The sequence below is a fragment of the Mycobacterium sp. genome (assembly GCF_039583785.1).
Taxonomy (GTDB): domain Bacteria; phylum Actinomycetota; class Actinomycetes; order Mycobacteriales; family Mycobacteriaceae; genus Mycobacterium.
Map to the genome: position 1 here is coordinate 143,095 of NZ_JAVKSG010000002.1, position 15,374 is coordinate 158,468.

The window sequence follows — 15,374 nt, forward strand, 5'->3', positions numbered from 1 at the left end:
TGGGCGCTTCTGCCCGGGTGCCGCGCTGGCAGGCATCGAGGTCAACAGCTTTTTCGCCGAGCTGCTACCCCGGTTGACATCCATTGAGCTGAGCCGCAACCCAAAGCTGATCTGGACGACGTTCGTCGGCGTTGTCACGCACCTGCCGATTCGCTACCAGCTTCGTTGAGCGGTTTCGCCTGTGCGCGCTGCACATGCAGGAAGCCGTCGACGGCGGCTTGCGCGCACTCGCGATAGTCGAAGTCGGGCAGAGTGGACAGCCGGCCCAGCACCGCCGGGCCGATCAGCAGCGCAATCGCCCGGGTGCGGTCGATGTCCCCCAGCTCGGCGGCGTCCGGGCTGTCGAAGATCGCATCGAAGGGCGCAGCGTACTGCTGGGCGATTCGTTCGCGCAGCGTAGTGATCGCCGGACTGTCGGGCGTGCGGGTCCGTGCCGATTCCGGCAACTGCTCCAGGTCACGCCCGAGTGCCAGCCAGCTCATCGCCATCACCATGCCCGAGCTCTCGGCGATCGACTGCCCGAATGCCGACACCACCGCGATCAGTCGGTCGCGCAGGGCGCCGTCGTCGGACGGCATCGGCGCCGGCGGGATCAGACCGCTGAAAGCCGCTGCGAGCAAATCATTTCCACTCGGGAAATGGCGATACAGGGTGGCACGGGCAACATTGGCGCCACGCGTCACCGCATCGACGGTCACCGCGCTGGGCCCCCCGGCGCGCAGCAGCGCGGTGGCGGCCTCCAGTAGCCGGGCTTGAGAACGCGCCGGGCGCGGATCGGTCTTATCGGCGATATGGAGCACCTCCTCGTGTCCAACCTCGACAGCGTACACAAGCGACTACGCGGATCGTGCCCACGTCAGGTGACGAACTCCGCGGCCCGATGGCCCAGCATGGCGATGGTGGCATGCGGACCGCGACTGGTGATCACCGGCAGCACCGACCCGTCGATCACCCACAGCCCGTCGACACCGTGCACGCGGCACTGCTGATCGACGACTGCTGCCGGATCCTCCGCGCGGCCCATCGGGGCGCTTCCGCACAGATGCTGTGACGTCGACCATGCCGGATCGCCGAGTTCTGTTGTCGAACCGGCTATTTCACGAGCCAGCAAGCAGCCTGACTGTAACGCGGCGATATCGGCCGGCTCACTGTCGTAGTGGTGCTCGATCACGGGCGGCACCATCGGGTCGGCCGAGAGCAGCGTGATGCGCCCGCGCGCTCGCGGCCGCATCAGCGCCACCCCGAGATGCGGCCAGTCCGGATACCCCGGCGTCCCGTCCCCGACCATCGCCACGAAGCCACCGGTATAAGGGCGTATCTCGAGGTCGTCCGCGGCACTGAGCACAACTTCGAGCACCGGCCGCCCGGTTTCGACCGTCCAGGTGGTCGGCAGCACCCATTCGGGGTGATCGCTGCAGCCCAGGCCAACCGGCAACGGGACGATCACGTCCACCCCGGCAGCACGCAGCATCGCCTCGTCGCCGATACCGGAAAGCATCAGTAGATGCGCGGACTCTATCGCGCCCGCGCAGAGCACAATGCGATCCGCTGTCACGGTGATCGGCCCGCCCGGCCCGATGACGTCCACACCGACAGCCCGACCGCCGGCCACGCGCAGGCGCAGCGCGCGCGTCTGGGTCAGCAACGACAAGTTGGCACGTTCCAGCGCGGGTAGCAGGTACGCGGCCCCGGGCCCGACGCGCGTTCCGTCGACGATGTTCAACGGGACCGCCCCAACCCCGGGCGGCAGCGTGTCCGCGCCGACATCGTCGTTGAGATCGGGCAGCCAGCCAAACCCGTACTGCCGTGCCGCCTCGACGAACGTCGCTGTGCTGCCGATCATTTCCCGCGTGCGGCGGACCAGGATGGGCCCCGAGTCGCCGTGCGCCGGCCCAGTGAAATCCAGATCGGTCTCGATCGCGCGAAAGTGCTCGACGACCTCGGACCAGCCCCAACCCGGGATTCCGAAGCCGTCGAAGTCGCGGCGCAGACCCCGGCAGAAATATCCCCCATTGACGGCGCCGGATCCGCCGACCGTCGCCCCGCGGATGATCGCCAGCTGGCGGACCGGGCGGTCGGTGAGCCGGGTCTGATACCGCTGCACCAGCGGACTCGCCGCGCCAATAGGCAATCGAAGTCCGTTGGCCGTCTCGGCACGCAATGCCGGATCGCTCAGGCCGAGCCCAGCCTCGAGCACCGTTACCGAACAGCTGGGATCGGTCGAAAGCCGATTGGCAACCACGGATCCAGCGCTTCCCGCACCGATGACCAGCACATCGCTGTGCAGCGCAGCTGCGGTCAGGAGTCAGACCCGAATCTGCGGCTTGAGCGGACCGACGTTACGTTCCCGCAGCACGCCGTACCACAAGCCCAGCCCGTAGGCGAGATCGTCGATCCGCTTGAGCACCACGTACGTCAGCAGCCCGATCGGCCGGGCGTCTTCGTCGGCGGTTCGCCGGCGATTGGCCCAGTCCACCACCCCGTCGAGGATGGCGGCCACCACGACGATCCGTCGGCACGAACGGAACAACAGGGCCGCCAGCAACGCCACCGGCCAGTAGTGCCGGCAGATCGCCGACGCCAGCTGCAGGGCGGCTGACCAGAGGCTGCGGGCGGCCACCGTCACGACATCGGACATCTGAGTCTCGGTGCCCCGCATGCTTTTAGCGACCCGGCGGCCGGTGAGTCCAGCAACGAAGAGTGACGCCAGGTAGCCGAAGCTCGACCCGAGCGCCATCAGGATCCAGGCGCTGAGCGCCCAGCCGGAGATCATCAACGGTGCGATTTTGTCCGGATGCCGAACCGACAACTGGGCGGCCGAACCACCGTAAAATGCCTTGCGCGCAACCCAATCCCGCAATTCAGTCCGATGATCATGTCCCACTTGGGCAATCGGCTCGTAACGCAGTCGGGCACCGACCTCGACAAGTCGCCAGCACAGATCGACGTCTTCACCCGATCGCATGGTTTCGTCGAAGCCACAAATATCGCGCAAAGTCGAAGTGCGACAGATGATTGCGGCACTGGGGACATAGGAAACGCTGGTGTAGGGAATCACCGGAGCTTCGCGCTGACCGAGATCCAACGACGAACGCACCGCCTCGTAGCGCCCGACCAGGTGGTCGGTCTGGGCGAGTCCGACGATTCGCGGGGCGACCAGCGCCACGGTGGGGTCGCAGAAATGCCCGAGCAGCGCTTCCAGCCAGCCGCGGCGAGGGACGACGTCGGAGTCGAGGAACGCGACGTAGTCGGTCTTGCAGGCGGCAAGGCCGGTGTTGCGGGCCGCGGCCGGACCCTTGCTCTGCATGTGCCGCAGAATTTCGATGTCGGGGTGCGCACCGGCGAAATCCTCCTGCCGGATCATCGTCGACGATCCGTCGTCCACGATGACGATGCGCAATCCACGTAGCGCGGCGACCAGACGTTTTAAGCCAGATACGTTGTCCCGCACCGGAATTACCACAGTCACATCGCGATGCGACGGGCCGCCCGCGGGACGCGGATGCGCCACGGTTGCGTCGAGCAGCGTCCGGGCCAACTCCGCACTCGGCGCGTCGCGGACCTTGAGCCGGCCGTCGGCGAGCATGTCCTGGGCGGCGGGCGCCAGCCGCAGTATCCGGGTCGGCGATCCGCCCAGCAAAGCCGATCCCTGGCCGAGCACCCGCACTCGGCGGTCGACTTGCACAGCAAACCCGTCCGGCAATCGCGCCTGTGTCATCGGCGCCACTCTCCCCCGCAAGCGGGAGGTACCCCCAGCGCACCGGACCTGCCGACGCCGTCGTCGGCAGCGGGGCTCACTCGAGCATCCCGTCGGCGGCGGGTGTCCACCGCCGGATCCGGCCCACGCAGTCGTCGACCATCTCAGCCAGCATCCGCTCGCCGTCGGCGGCGGTGGCCGAGGTCGGGTCGCCCAACACGCCGACCTCGCTGACCGCGGCCACGCCCCCGCTGCGCATCGATGGCAGCAATTCGGTCAGTGGCGCGCTGTTGCCTGGGCACCACCGGTCGGTGCGAACGTCCGACGGCGAAATATAGAGCAATACTGAAGTTTCGGAGTGTCCGGCGTGAGCGTCGCCGCCAGCCACCGTACACGGACACCACGCCGCATCGCGGCCTTCACGCCGTAATAGGCCCACCGCCCAGTTCAGCGCCGCGATGTTGCCGCCATGGCCGTTGACGAAGAGCAGGCGCTGCGCCCAGCAGGTCGCCGACCTGCCGTACTCCACCAGCAGGGTGGCCAGGGCCTCGGTGCCGATCGAGACCGTTCCAGGGAAGCTCTGGTGCTCGCCGCTGGCACCGTACGCGATCGCCGGCGCCGCCAACCACATCAGGTCCGGATCCCCGGACAGGTTTGTTGTGGCAGCACCGGCAACCGCTGTTGCGATCCGAGTGTCGGTGTCCAAGGGCAGGTGCGGCCCGTGCTGCTCGGTTGCGCCGACAGGTATCGCCAGCCCTACTGGCATGCTCTGGAGCTGGCTCGACGTAGAGCCCCCGAGTTCGGGCTGGACTACCACCCGGTGATGGTAGGCCGAATTCACCTGTACTGCATAGGTTGTTGGCGCTATCGAGAAAGTTATTTTCGCCGACCGTTGACCGAAATCTGTCACGACTGTCACGACTGCCACGTCAGTATCAACATACCCGCTGGTCTCGCGTCCGCGGCGGCGGCGCTCAGCCGGAGTTCGCACCGAGCGTTCGGGTGAATCCGTCCGGCACCAGAACGTCGTCGCGATTGAGGTCGTGTACCGAGGCGCGCCCGAGGCCCATCAAGGCCGAGTCGATTCCGCCCTGCATGATGTCGAGCACGTTCTCGACACCGGGTTGTCCGGCCGCGGCCAGACCCCACAGGTAGGCGCGTCCGATCATGACAGCGCGGGCGCCCAGCGCGAGCGCCTTGACAACGTCGCTGCCGCGCCGGACGCCGCCGTCCAGCAAAACCTCGACCTGATCGCCGACCGCTTCGGCGACGGCGGGAAGCGCGCGAATTGACGCCGGCGTCCCATCCAGGTTGTTGCCGCCGTGGTTCGACACCGAAATCGCCGAAACACCAGCATCCACGGCTCTTTTCGCGTCATCGAGGCGCATCACGCCCTTGAGCATGAATGGTCCGCCCCACAGCTCGCGCAGCCACGCGATGTCCGCCCACGTCGGCGGTGGCGTCGCCATCCACTCCCCGTAAGCAGCGAAGAATGGTGGACCCGGCTCGCCCCGGCCGGCCAGGTTGGGCACTCGCAGATCCGGTGGCCGCAGTGTCTTGCCGAATCGCCACAGCCACCCGGGTCGGCTGATCACCTCCGGTGACAACCGCAGCATGGTGCGCAGGTTCATCTGCTCGGGGATCTTCGGGCTGCCCCAGTCCCGGCCGTGGGAGAACGACCAGTCGGTGGTCACGATCAGCCCGACCGCACCGGCCTGCCGGGCCCGCTCGACGCGCGCCGCGATCACGTCGCGTCCCCCGGACCAGTAGACCTGGAAGAACACCTTCGGGTTGGCGGCGATCACTTCCTCGATCGGCTTGCTGGCGAACGAGGACAATCCCATCGCCGTCCCGCGCGCCGCGGCGCCTCGTGCCACGGCCACCTCACCGTCCGGGTCGACGGCCTGCACACCCGTCGGCGAGATGATCACCGGCATGGAAATCTCTTGTGCCATGACAGTTGTCGCCAGATCACGGTTTTCAAGCGCGCCGACGACGTGGGGCGCGAAACCCAGCTCGCCGAACGCCTCGACGTTGTCGGAAACCGTGAGCCCTTTTTCACTGGCGGCCACCAGCGCCGAATAGGACGACTTGGGCAGTCGCTTCTTGGCGCGTTCCTGCGCGATTGCGACCGTCTCGAACCAGACGTCACGAGCCACGGTCAGACCGGGCTCTCGTTGCAGAGCTTTTGCGGTGGCATGCTCACCGTCAGTGGCACGGGTCCGCTCTGGCGCCTGCCGTGCGAGTGATCACCGGCCGGCCGTGGCTTGTCGCGCTCCCGCGCCAGCGCCGGCATGCCGTAGCCCTGGACGCACTCCGGGTCGGGGCCGTCGAGCGGCAGACCGGTGAAGAATTTGGCCGCCATGCAGCCGCCCCGGCAGCTGTCGTAGTGCCCGCAGCTTCCGCAGGCTCCCGTGGACTGCGGCTCGCGCAACTCGCGGAACAACGGAGCGTGTTTCCAGACCTGGTCGAAACCGCCATCGGACAATACGTTTCCAGCCAGAAAACGGTCGTGGATGGCGAACGGGCAGGCGTACACATCGCCGATCGGGTCGATCAGACACACCACCCGCCCGGCGCCGCACATGTTCAGCCCGGCCAGTGCACCCGGTTCACCCAGCCCGGAGAGGTGGAAGAAGGAGTCGCCGGTGAGCACCCGCTCGCCCTTGGCGACCAGCCAGTCATACAGCTGGACCTGCTGGTCGGCGGTTGGATGCAGGTCGTCCCAGACGTCGGCGCCCCGACCGGATGGCCGCAGCCGGGTGATGCGCAGCGTGGCGCCGTACCGGCTTGCCAGCGAAGCGAATTCGTCGAGCTGATCGACGTTGTGGCGGGTCGCCACCACCGAGATCTTGGCGTCGGAGAATCCGGCGACGGCCAGGTTCTCGCACGCGCGGATGGCCATCGCGAAGGATCCCGGGCCACGAACCGCGTCGTTGACCTCGGCGGTGGCGCCGTCGAGCGAGATCTGGACATCGACGTAGTCGCTGGCGGTCAGTCGCGCGGCCACCTCGGGCGTGATCCGCACCCCGTTGGTGGAGAATTTAACCCCGACGTGGTGAGCGGTCGCGTAGTCGACCAGCTCCCAAAAATCGGGCCGCACAGTCGGTTCCCCGCCGCCGATGTTGACGTAAAACACCTGCATGCGTTCCAGCTCATCGATGATGTCCTTGCACTGCTGGGTGGACAGTTCGCGCGGATCGCGCTTGCCCGACGACGACAGGCAGTGCACGCACGCCAGGTTGCACGCGTAGGTGAGCTCCCAAGTCAGGCAGATGGGTGCGTCAAGTCCGCGTTCGAACTGCTCGATGAGCCGCGGCACGGTCGATGTCATGCTGTCTCCTCGGCCTCGGCGCGTACCAGCATCGTGGAGCCGGCCAACACTGCGAGCGCGTCCAAGTAGGGCCCCTGCTGTGAATCTTCGACGCCGGCAGCGCGAAGTGCGGCCCGGACGTCAGGATGATCGGCCAGTGATTGCACCACCTCGAGGATGGTGCGGTTTTTCAGGAACGACAGTTTGCGAGTTCCGAAGTGATATAGCAGCGCACCGAAATTTTCGGGACGCACGGCGACTTGCGGGTGCAGGCGCCACGCGTGATGGGGATCGAACTCGGTGCGCCCCTTAGTGGGGGCGCTCACGATCAGTAGACCCCGCACATCCCGTCGATGGACACCTCTTCGACCAGCGTCTCGGTAACGAGCTCGGCGTCGGTGACGGTCTCAGTTTGCTGGTTCGGCTCCATGAGATGGCCTTTCATTCGGCTGGGGCTCGACAAGTCGCGTCGATGTGGTCAAAATCTCAGTCAGGATATGGCATCGAGTGCCGGAATGGAAGGGTGCGGTCGATGGCGCAGCAGCAGCCACGGGTCGGCCGCCGTCGGTCCACCACGCCAGAGCACATTTCCGAGGTTGCGATCGGACTGTTCGCCGAGCGCGGATTCGCCGAAGTGAGCGTCGACGACGTGGCGCAGGCGGCGGGCATCGCCCGCCGGAGTGTGTTTCGGTACTACGCGTCGAAGAACGCAATTCCGTGGGGGGACTTCGACACTCACCTGCAACACCTGAGCAACCTACTGAGCGACGTCGACCCGGACATGCCACTCGGCGATGCGTTGCGGGCAGCGCTGCTGTCGTTCAACACATTCGACGAATCCGAAACCGCGCGACACCGGCAGCGGATGCGGGTTATCCTGCAAACGGCTGAGCTGCAAGCGTATTCGATGACGATGTACGCGGGATGGCGTGCGGTGATCGCAGATTTCGTTGCACATCGGACCCGGGTCGAGACCACCGACCTGCGACCCCAGACGGTCGCCTGGATGATGCTCGGCGTGGCGCTGAGCGCCTACGAGCATTGGCTGGATGACGAATCGGTCTCGTTACCGCAAGCTTTGGGCTATGCCTTTGACGTCGTACAGGCCGGGCTGAAGGATTTAGAGCCATGAGCCGACTGCTGCAGACCATCGAGGTACAGGGGCAGGTCTGCGCCGCCATGGGTTCGGCGATGTACGGCAACCTGCTGCCCCTGATAGGTAGCGATATCGAAGCTGACGGCATCTTCGCCGGTATCTTCGCGGGGCACGAAAACGATTCTGGCAGAATGGCTTTGCCGCTGCGACTGCTGGGCGGTTTGCACCGGTTGGCTCTCGACGGGTGCGCCCCGGCGCTGCGCCGCTGGTATCCCAGTGTCGGTGGCGAGTGGAACACCGAGGCGGCGTGGCCCGACATTCTGCAGGCCGCCTCCGATTACGCCGGGTACCTGCGCGCCGCCCTCGAGCAGCCGCCGCAGACCAACGAGGTCGGCCGCTCCGCAGCACTGGTCGGTGGTCTCCTCACGCTGACCGACCAATTCGGTTTTCCGGTAAGGCTTTTCGAGATCGGTTGCAGCGCCGGGCTGAATCTGCGTGCCGACCACTACCGCTATCGCCATCCGGGAGGCGACTGGGGCCCGGCCGATTCACCGGTAACCATCGACGACGCCTGGCGCGGTGACCTGCCGCCCGCTGCCGACCTGACCATCGTCGAACGCCACGGCTATGACATCGCGCCGCTGGACGCTAGCGCCAGCACGGGCGAGTTGACGTTGCTGAGCTACGTCTGGCCCGACCAGCAGGCTCGGCTGGACCGGTTGCGTGCCGCGATCAGCGTGGCCCGTCAGGTGCCGGCGACGTTGCATCGCCGCAACGCCACCGCGGCCGTAGCCGGGCTGGATCTCGCCGACGGCGCGCTGACCGTGCTGTGGCATTCAATTATGTGGCAATACCTTTCGCTGCCAGAGCGGTCGACCATCGTGGCCACCATCGAGAAGATCGGAGCGCGAGCCACACCCGCGTCGCCGTTCGCGCACCTGACGCTGGAACCGCGCCGGCCGGCGCCCGGGGCCGACATCGAGTTCGTGGTGAGTGTCCGCTGCTGGCCCGGCGGGGATGATCGACTGCTCGCCGCTTGTTCGCCGCACGGCCCGCCGGTCAGGTGGAAATAACGACGCCGCCGATCGGATCGACGACCGATGGCAGGTGCCGGTTAGCAGAGTACTTCGGAAATCGGCACGGCGGCAGCGATTTTGGCTCGGGCCGTCATGACCTTGCCGGGCATGCCGCCACCCACGACACCGGCCACCACACCGTCACGCTCGTAGTAGGCGAGGAACTTACGGCCGTCGTCCTCGACGATGTGCACGGTGTCGGTGGCCGCGGGTTCACCCAGGCACTGGACCTTGACGTCGTACTGATCGCTCCAGAAGTACGGGACGACCACACTGGACGGCGCTTCCTGACCGAGCATCGCGGGTACGACGGCGCGGGCCTGCTCGGCGACGTTGCTCCAATGTTCCACGCGTACTTGGTGTCCGTTCGAATCCCGCCACGACGCGACGTCGCCGAGTGCCCACACGTTCGGCGCGCTGGTCCGGCCGGCGGCGTCGCAGATGACACCATTGTCGACCTCGATACCGCTGCCCTTCAACCAGTCCGTCGCCGGCCGCGACCCGATGCCCACCACCACTAGGTCGGCGTTCACCTCGGTGCCATCGGTCAACAGCACCGCCTCGACGTGCGTGTCACCGCGCACCTCGGCCACCCCGACATCGGTACGCACGTCGACCCCCTCGGCACGATGCAGGCGGGCCACCAGTCCGCCGATCTGCGCACCGAGGACCGCCGCCAGGGGCGCGGGTTGCGGCTCGACCAGCACGACGTCGACTCCCAATCCACGCAGACTGGCCGCCACCTCGCAGCCGATGAATCCTGCGCCGACCACCACGGCGCGCTGCGCTTCCGACGCATGCCGGCGCAGGGCCAGACTCTCGTCGAAGGAGCGCAGTACCCGGATGCCCTCGAGATCGGGGAAAGCCGGGATGCGCCGCGGCACTAGGCCGGTGGCGATGACCAGTTCGTCGTAGCCGAGCGTCGCCCCGTCGTCGAGCGTCACGATCTGTGCCTCGGTGTCGATACCGACCGCCGCCGAGCCCAGTCGCAAGGTGATGTTGCGCTCGTCGTAGAACTCACGTGGCTTGAGCGTCACGTCGTCGACCTCGCTGCGCAGCACCTCTTTGGACAGCGGGGGCCGATCGTAGGGCAGGTGGACCTCGTCGCTGACGATGGTGATCGGACCGGTGAAGTCGGCCCGGCGTAATTGCTCGGCGGTCCGGGTCGCGGCAAGTCCTCCGCCGACGATCAGGATTCCGTTGGCGCCAGGGCTAGTGGTCATTTGGAGTTCATACACGATTGCGGTGGCGAGGAGGTGCTCACCCCTGCGCGCGTGACCGGTCGATCAGGTTCGACAGCACGACGATGCACTCACTGCGTTCAACGGCAGCGCTGGTACGAATCCGCTCCAAGGCGTCCTCGAGATGCGCCATGTCGCGCGCCAGCACTCGCAGGATGGCGTCGGCGGTTCCGGTTACCGTTGCGGCGCTGGCGACTTCGGGGATGTCGAGCCAGGCGCGACGCAATTCGCTCGGCGAGATTCGGCCGTGGCAGAACACCTGGACGTAGGCCTCGGTTTTCCAGCCCACCGCATTGCGGTCGATGACGGTGGTGAATCCGCGGATCACTCCGCGCTCCAGCATCCGATCGACGCGCCGCTTGACCGCCGGCGCCGAGAGTCGCACCCGCTCGCCAATTTCGGCGAATGTCGCCCGTGCGTGTTGAGCCAGTTCGGCCAGAATTTGCTCGTCGATGTCATCCAACCGGTCCATCACCCCTCCATGCGTAACAAATCACCGTATTATGCTATTTTACGCAATGAAAACGTTGTGCATAAGCAACAGCCAGCGATGAGTTGTGCGACGAGGTCCCATACCGTTGAGTTATGACGACCTTCGCGGATTCCGGAACCGAAACCGGGCGTCAGACCGTCGAACGCAGGGCCACCGTTCGGCGCTACGTGATGACGCCGCCGCGGTTCTTTGCGGTCGACTACGCGATCAATCCCTGGATGGACACCACGAGTCCGGTCGACGCGGCCATCGCGTTGGCTCAGTGGCAGCATCTACCCGACCTGTACCGTCGACTGGGACACACCGTCGATCTGGTGGATCCGGTACCCGGTCTGCCGGACATGGTCTTCGCCGCCAACGGCGGGTTGATCATCGACGGTACGGCCGCCGTCGCGCGCTTCAAATACGCTGAACGCGTAAAGGAGTCAGTTGCGTACGCCGGGTGGCTGGCAGCGCACGGTTACGCGCCTCGCCAGACCCGCCACGTCAACGAAGGCCAAGGAGACCTGCTGCCGGTGGGCGGCGACATCCTGGCCGGATACGGTTTCCGCACCGACCTGCGGGCGCACGGCGAAATCGCCGGGATCTTCGACCGACGGGTCATCAGCCTGGAATTGATCGATCCGCGCTTCTACCACCTCGACACCGCGCTGACCGTGCTCGACGACACCACCATCGCCTACTATCCGCCCGCGTTCAGCTATGTCTCTCGGGCGCACTTGGAAACACTGTTCCCCAACGCGATCCTGGTGGACACCGACGACGCATACGCATTCGGTCTGAATGCCGTCTCGGACGGCCGCCACGTCATACACCCGACCGCGGCCGGCGGCTTCGCACGGCAATTGGCCGAAGCAGGCTTCGAACCGATCGGTGTCGAGATGCCCGAGCTGCTCAAGGGCGGTGGATCGGTCAAATGTTGTACGCTGGAGGTGTATTCGTGACACGCACCGGCGACGATGCAGCGTCCGACCCCGCCATCGGTCACGGCGCGCTGACCGAGTCAGCAATCGCGATCGACGAGCGCTCATGCGCGCACAACTATGCGCCACTGCCGGTGGTAGCCGCCAGCGCCGAGGGGTGTTGGATCACCGACGTCGAAGGACGCCGCTACCTGGACTGCCTCGCCGCGTATTCGGCGGTGAACTTCGGACACCGCAACCCGGAGATCACCGCGACCGCGCACGCCCAGCTCGACCTTGTCACACTGGTCAGTCGCGCCTTTCACGCCGAACCCCTGGGCCGGTTCTGCGGGGCGCTGGCGACATTGTGCGGCAAGGACATGGTGCTGCCGATGAACAGCGGCGCCGAGGCGGTCGAGAGCGCGCTCAAGGTGGCCCGCAAATGGGGCGCGGACGTCAAGGGCGCACCCGCCGACCGAGCCAATATCGTGGTTGCCGACAACAACTTTCACGGCCGGACCATCAGCATTGTCAGCTTCTCCTCGGATCCGGCGGCGCGCACCGGCTTCGGGCCGTTCACCCCGGGCTTTCGTTCGGTGCCGTTCGGGGACGTCGACGCGCTGTCCGATGCGATCGACGAGCACACCGTCGCCGTCCTGCTGGAGCCCATCCAAGGCGAGGCCGGCGTTATCGTGCCACCGGATCACTACTTACCCGCGGTGCGTGAAATCTGCACGGCCCGAAACATTCTCATGATCGCCGATGAGATCCAGTCCGGCCTGGCCCGCACCGGACGCACGTTCGCCTGCGACCACTGGGGCGTGGTGCCCGACATCTACCTGCTCGGCAAGGCGCTGGGCGGCGGCGTGGTGCCGCTGTCGGCCGTGGTGGCCGACCGCGACATTCTCGGGGTGCTGCATCCCGGCGAGCACGGATCGACGTTCGGCGGCAATCCGTTTGCCGCGGCGATCGGCAGCACCGTGGTGTCGATGCTGGCGCGCGGCGAGTTTCAGGAACGCGCGGCGCGTCTGGGAAAACGGCTGCACTGGCGGCTGCGGGCGTTGATCGGCCAGGGCGTGCTCGCCGTGCGCGGACGCGGTCTCTGGGCCGGTGTCGACATCGACCCGGCACTAGGAACCGGCAAGCAGTTGAGCCTGCGACTGGCCGAGCGCGGCGTCCTGGTCAAGGACACCCACCGGTCGACGATACGCATCGCGCCGCCGCTGGTCATCACGACGACGGAAATCGATTGGGCCATCCAGCGGTTGGCCGAGACCCTGGCCGAGCTGGCGGGCTAGTACTTCAGCACGCCTTTGTCGACCGGGATCTGCGCTCCGGTCAGAGCGCCCGATCCATCACTGACGAGCCAGGCTACGACGTCGGATACCTCTGCGGGTCCCATGAAACCATGGGGCTGCAGCGGCATCGGCCCGAAACTGTGCACGAAATGTGGGTGCTTGGCGAAGACCTGCATCATCAGCTCGGGCTCGATCATCGGCGTCGCAACCGAGTAGGGGTGGATCGAGTTGACCCGAATACCGTACTCCGCCAGCTCAATTGCCAATGTATTGGTCAGTGCGGTGAGTCCGTACTTGGACGCGGAGTAGTGCCCGTTGCCCGGGGTGGCCTTCAGCCCGGCCGACGAGCTGACCACCACGATGGCCCCGCCGTTGCCGGCCTCGATCATCGCGGGCAGCACGGCGCGCATGGTGCGGAAGGTGCCAGTCAGGTTCACGCTGATCACGCTGTCCCACTGCTCGTCGGAGAGCTCCCAGACCCGGCCCCAACTGAGCACTCCGGCGTTGGCGATCAGAATGTCGAGTCGGCCGAACCCTTCGACGCCGTCGGCGACCAATTGGCGTAGCGCCGCGTCGTCGCGAGTGTCGACCTGGCGGGCCAGAATTTTGCGGCCCTCGGCTTCGACGGCCCGGACTGTCTCCGCCAAATCCTCGGGCGTCGCCGCGGGATAGGTGATGCTGTCAGAGACCGGCGCGCAGATGTCCAGGGCGATGATGTCGGCTCCCTCGTGGGCCAGTCGCGCCGCATGCGCCCGCCCCTGGCCGCGCGCGGCACCGGTGATGAAGGCCACCCGTCCCTGCAAGCTTCCCGACATGCCTGTCCCTTTCGCCGACTGCCGATCAGGCTAGCAGCGAAACTGAAACGTGTTCTAATCGCCCACCGACGATGCAGAGCGAAGCGATGCGGCGGGAGTGCCCTCGTCCGCTTACCGGGCAGCGGTGGGCACCGATTCGTCGCGCAACGCGAAAACGGCGCCCACCCGTTCGGGTGAGCGCCGCTTCGGGGCGTGCAAACTACTTGATGATCTTGGTGACCCGGCCGGCGCCGACGGTGCGGCCACCCTCACGGATCGCGAACCGCAGACCGTCGTCCATGGCGACGGGCTGGATCAGCTTGACCGAGATCTCGGTGTTGTCACCGGGCATCACCATCTCGGTGCCCTCCGGCAGCGTCACCACACCGGTCACGTCGGTGGTGCGGAAGTAGAACTGCGGACGGTAGTTGTTGAAGAACGGGGTGTGCCGGCCGCCCTCGTCCTTGGACAGAATGTAGACGTTGCCCTCGAAGTCGGTGTGCGGCGTGGTGGTGCCGGGCTTCACGACGACCTGGCCGCGCTCGACGTCCTCACGCTTGATACCGCGCAGCAGCAGGCCGACGTTGTCGCCGGCTTGGCCCTGGTCGAGCAGCTTGCGGAACATCTCGACACCGGTGACCGTGGTCTTGGTGCTGGTCGGCTTGATGCCGACGATCTCGACTTCCTCGTTGACGTTGATCACGCCACGCTCGACACGGCCGGTCACCACGGTGCCACGACCGGTGATGGTGAACACGTCCTCGACCGGCATCAGGAACGGCAGCTCGGTCTCGCGGACCGGGTCCGGGATCGACTCGTCGACCGCGTCCATCAGCTCCTCGACGGACTTGACCCACTTCTCGTCGCCCTCGAGTGCCTTCAGTGCCGACACCTTGATGACCGGGGCGTCCTCGTCGAACTCCTGGGCGGCCAGCAGCTCGCGGACCTCCAGCTCGACAAGCTCCAGCAGCTCCTCGTCGTCGACCATGTCGGCCTTGTTCAGCGCGACCAGGATGTAGGGCACGCCGACCTGACGGGCCAGCAGCACGTGCTCGCGGGTCTGCGGCATCGGGCCGTCTGTTGCGGCGACCACCAGGATCGCGCCGTCCATCTGGGCGGCACCGGTGATCATGTTCTTGATGTAGTCCGCGTGGCCAGGGGCGTCGACGTGCGCGTAGTGGCGCTTCTCGGTCTGGTACTCCACGTGGGAGATGTTGATGGTGATACCGCGCTGACGCTCCTCGGGCGCGTTGTCGATCTGGTCGAATGCACGCGACTCGTTCAAAGACGGGTACTTGTCGTGCAGAACCTTGGTGATCGCCGCGGTCAGCGTGGTCTTGCCGTGGTCAACGTGACCGATGGTCCCGATGTTGACGTGCGGCTTCGTCCGCTCGAACTTCGCCTTCGCCACTTCTGTGTCCTCCTGGACTTGTTGGTGCTCGTTAAAGCAGTGTTGTTATTTCC

Annotated in this window: 16 protein-coding genes and 1 pseudogene; 5 read left to right on the top strand and 12 right to left on the bottom strand. The window is 66.3% G+C overall.

Annotated features, from left to right (window positions below):
* Nucleotides 1-7 precede the first annotated feature (7 nt).
* A pseudogene (locus tag ABDV69_RS02305) lies at nucleotides 8-169 on the top strand (cytochrome P450); the annotation flags it as partial.
* Here the strand turns inward: ABDV69_RS02305 and ABDV69_RS02310 are convergent.
* The 8 genes from ABDV69_RS02310 to mftA all read right to left on the bottom strand — a co-directional run bounded on the left by ABDV69_RS02310 (nucleotide 135) and on the right by mftA (nucleotide 7,440).
* Complete coding sequence (locus tag ABDV69_RS02310) at nucleotides 135-743, bottom strand: helix-turn-helix domain-containing protein (RefSeq protein ID WP_343571814.1); 609 nt, start codon at nucleotides 741-743, stop codon at nucleotides 135-137. The pseudogene ABDV69_RS02305 and the gene ABDV69_RS02310 sit on opposite strands and share 35 nt — an antisense overlap.
* 113 nt (nucleotides 744-856) lie before the next feature.
* Entirely contained in the window at nucleotides 857-2,302 is a 1,446-nt protein-coding gene (gene mftG, locus ABDV69_RS02315) for a mycofactocin system GMC family oxidoreductase MftG (protein WP_343571815.1), read from the bottom strand.
* A 3-nt stretch (nucleotides 2,303-2,305) separates the two neighbouring features.
* A complete protein-coding gene (gene mftF / locus ABDV69_RS02320) occupies nucleotides 2,306-3,718 on the bottom strand; it encodes a mycofactocin biosynthesis glycosyltransferase MftF (RefSeq protein WP_343571725.1) in 1,413 nt (470 codons plus the stop codon).
* 76 nt (nucleotides 3,719-3,794) lie between these two features.
* Entirely contained in the window at nucleotides 3,795-4,538 is a 744-nt protein-coding gene (mftE, locus tag ABDV69_RS02325) for a mycofactocin biosynthesis peptidyl-dipeptidase MftE (RefSeq protein ID WP_343571726.1), read from the bottom strand.
* A gap of 133 nt (nucleotides 4,539-4,671) precedes the next feature.
* The gene (mftD, locus tag ABDV69_RS02330) at nucleotides 4,672-5,856 is read right to left on the bottom strand and encodes a pre-mycofactocin synthase MftD (RefSeq protein WP_343571727.1); all 1,185 of its coding nucleotides are present in this window, start codon (nucleotides 5,854-5,856) and stop codon (nucleotides 4,672-4,674) included.
* Nucleotides 5,857-5,858: 2 nt separating this feature from the next.
* Nucleotides 5,859-7,031 carry a mycofactocin radical SAM maturase gene (mftC, locus tag ABDV69_RS02335; RefSeq protein WP_343571728.1) on the bottom strand — a complete coding sequence of 391 codons (1,173 nt, stop codon included), beginning with the start codon at nucleotides 7,029-7,031 and terminating at the stop codon, nucleotides 5,859-5,861.
* Nucleotides 7,028-7,336 carry a mycofactocin biosynthesis chaperone MftB gene (gene mftB / locus ABDV69_RS02340; protein ID WP_343571729.1) on the bottom strand — a complete coding sequence of 103 codons (309 nt, stop codon included), beginning with the start codon at nucleotides 7,334-7,336 and terminating at the stop codon, nucleotides 7,028-7,030. Before mftB ends, mftC begins: the two co-directional genes overlap by 4 nt.
* Nucleotides 7,337-7,338: 2 nt before the next feature.
* Entirely contained in the window at nucleotides 7,339-7,440 is a 102-nt protein-coding gene (mftA, locus tag ABDV69_RS02345; protein ID WP_343571730.1) for a mycofactocin precursor MftA, read from the bottom strand.
* A gap of 102 nt (nucleotides 7,441-7,542) precedes the next feature.
* Between mftA and mftR the strand changes: the two genes are divergently transcribed.
* Both mftR and ABDV69_RS02355 read left to right on the top strand, forming a co-directional pair.
* On the top strand, nucleotides 7,543-8,142 hold the full coding sequence (gene mftR, locus ABDV69_RS02350) for a mycofactocin system transcriptional regulator (protein ID WP_343571731.1): 600 nt from the start codon (nucleotides 7,543-7,545) through the stop codon (nucleotides 8,140-8,142).
* Nucleotides 8,139-9,179: a DUF2332 family protein gene (locus tag ABDV69_RS02355; RefSeq protein ID WP_343571732.1), complete on the top strand. Its 1,041-nt coding sequence runs from the start codon at nucleotides 8,139-8,141 to the stop codon at nucleotides 9,177-9,179. Before mftR ends, ABDV69_RS02355 begins: the two co-directional genes overlap by 4 nt.
* Before the next feature lie 41 nt (nucleotides 9,180-9,220).
* Here the strand turns inward: ABDV69_RS02355 and ABDV69_RS02360 are convergent, their stop codons facing one another.
* Entirely contained in the window at nucleotides 9,221-10,405 is a 1,185-nt protein-coding gene (locus ABDV69_RS02360; protein ID WP_343571733.1) for an FAD/NAD(P)-binding oxidoreductase, read from the bottom strand.
* A 37-nt stretch (nucleotides 10,406-10,442) separates the two neighbouring features.
* Entirely contained in the window at nucleotides 10,443-10,895 is a 453-nt protein-coding gene (locus ABDV69_RS02365) for an Lrp/AsnC family transcriptional regulator (RefSeq protein WP_343571734.1), read from the bottom strand.
* 113 nt (nucleotides 10,896-11,008) lie between these two features.
* Here ABDV69_RS02365 and ddaH point away from each other — a divergent pair, with 113 nt between their 5' ends.
* Together ddaH and rocD are read left to right on the top strand one after the other, a co-directional pair.
* Entirely contained in the window at nucleotides 11,009-11,860 is an 852-nt protein-coding gene (gene ddaH / locus ABDV69_RS02370; RefSeq protein WP_343571735.1) for a dimethylargininase, read from the top strand.
* A 35-nt stretch (nucleotides 11,861-11,895) separates the two neighbouring features.
* On the top strand, nucleotides 11,896-13,116 hold the full coding sequence (rocD, locus tag ABDV69_RS02375; protein WP_343571816.1) for an ornithine--oxo-acid transaminase: 1,221 nt from the start codon (nucleotides 11,896-11,898) through the stop codon (nucleotides 13,114-13,116).
* Here the strand turns inward: rocD and ABDV69_RS02380 are convergent.
* Nucleotides 13,113-13,931 (bottom strand): mycofactocin-coupled SDR family oxidoreductase, encoded by an 819-nt coding sequence (locus ABDV69_RS02380; protein ID WP_343571736.1) that lies wholly within the window; start codon nucleotides 13,929-13,931, stop codon nucleotides 13,113-13,115. The genes rocD and ABDV69_RS02380 overlap by 4 nt on opposite strands.
* A gap of 199 nt (nucleotides 13,932-14,130) precedes the next feature.
* A complete protein-coding gene (gene tuf / locus ABDV69_RS02385; RefSeq protein ID WP_343571737.1) occupies nucleotides 14,131-15,321 on the bottom strand; it encodes an elongation factor Tu in 1,191 nt (396 codons plus the stop codon).
* Nucleotides 15,322-15,374 lie beyond the last annotated feature (53 nt).

What these genes read in the sequence shown, in the direction of transcription:
- mftC (WP_343571728.1), bottom strand. Translation starts at nt 7,031, where the DNA reads ATGACATCGACCGTGCCGCGGCTCATCGAGCAGTTCGAACGCGGACTT.
- ABDV69_RS02365 (WP_343571734.1), bottom strand. Translation starts at nt 10,895, where the DNA reads ATGGACCGGTTGGATGACATCGACGAGCAAATTCTGGCCGAACTGGCT.
- ABDV69_RS02355 (WP_343571732.1), top strand. Translation starts at nt 8,139, where the DNA reads ATGAGCCGACTGCTGCAGACCATCGAGGTACAGGGGCAGGTCTGCGCC.
- ABDV69_RS02380 (WP_343571736.1), bottom strand. Translation starts at nt 13,931, where the DNA reads ATGTCGGGAAGCTTGCAGGGACGGGTGGCCTTCATCACCGGTGCCGCG.
- ABDV69_RS02360 (WP_343571733.1), bottom strand. Translation starts at nt 10,405, where the DNA reads ATGACCACTAGCCCTGGCGCCAACGGAATCCTGATCGTCGGCGGAGGA.
- ddaH (WP_343571735.1), top strand. Translation starts at nt 11,009, where the DNA reads ATGACGACCTTCGCGGATTCCGGAACCGAAACCGGGCGTCAGACCGTC.
- mftA (WP_343571730.1), bottom strand. Translation starts at nt 7,440, where the DNA reads ATGGAGCCGAACCAGCAAACTGAGACCGTCACCGACGCCGAGCTCGTT.
- mftF (WP_343571725.1), bottom strand. Translation starts at nt 3,718, where the DNA reads ATGACACAGGCGCGATTGCCGGACGGGTTTGCTGTGCAAGTCGACCGC.
- mftR (WP_343571731.1), top strand. Translation starts at nt 7,543, where the DNA reads ATGGCGCAGCAGCAGCCACGGGTCGGCCGCCGTCGGTCCACCACGCCA.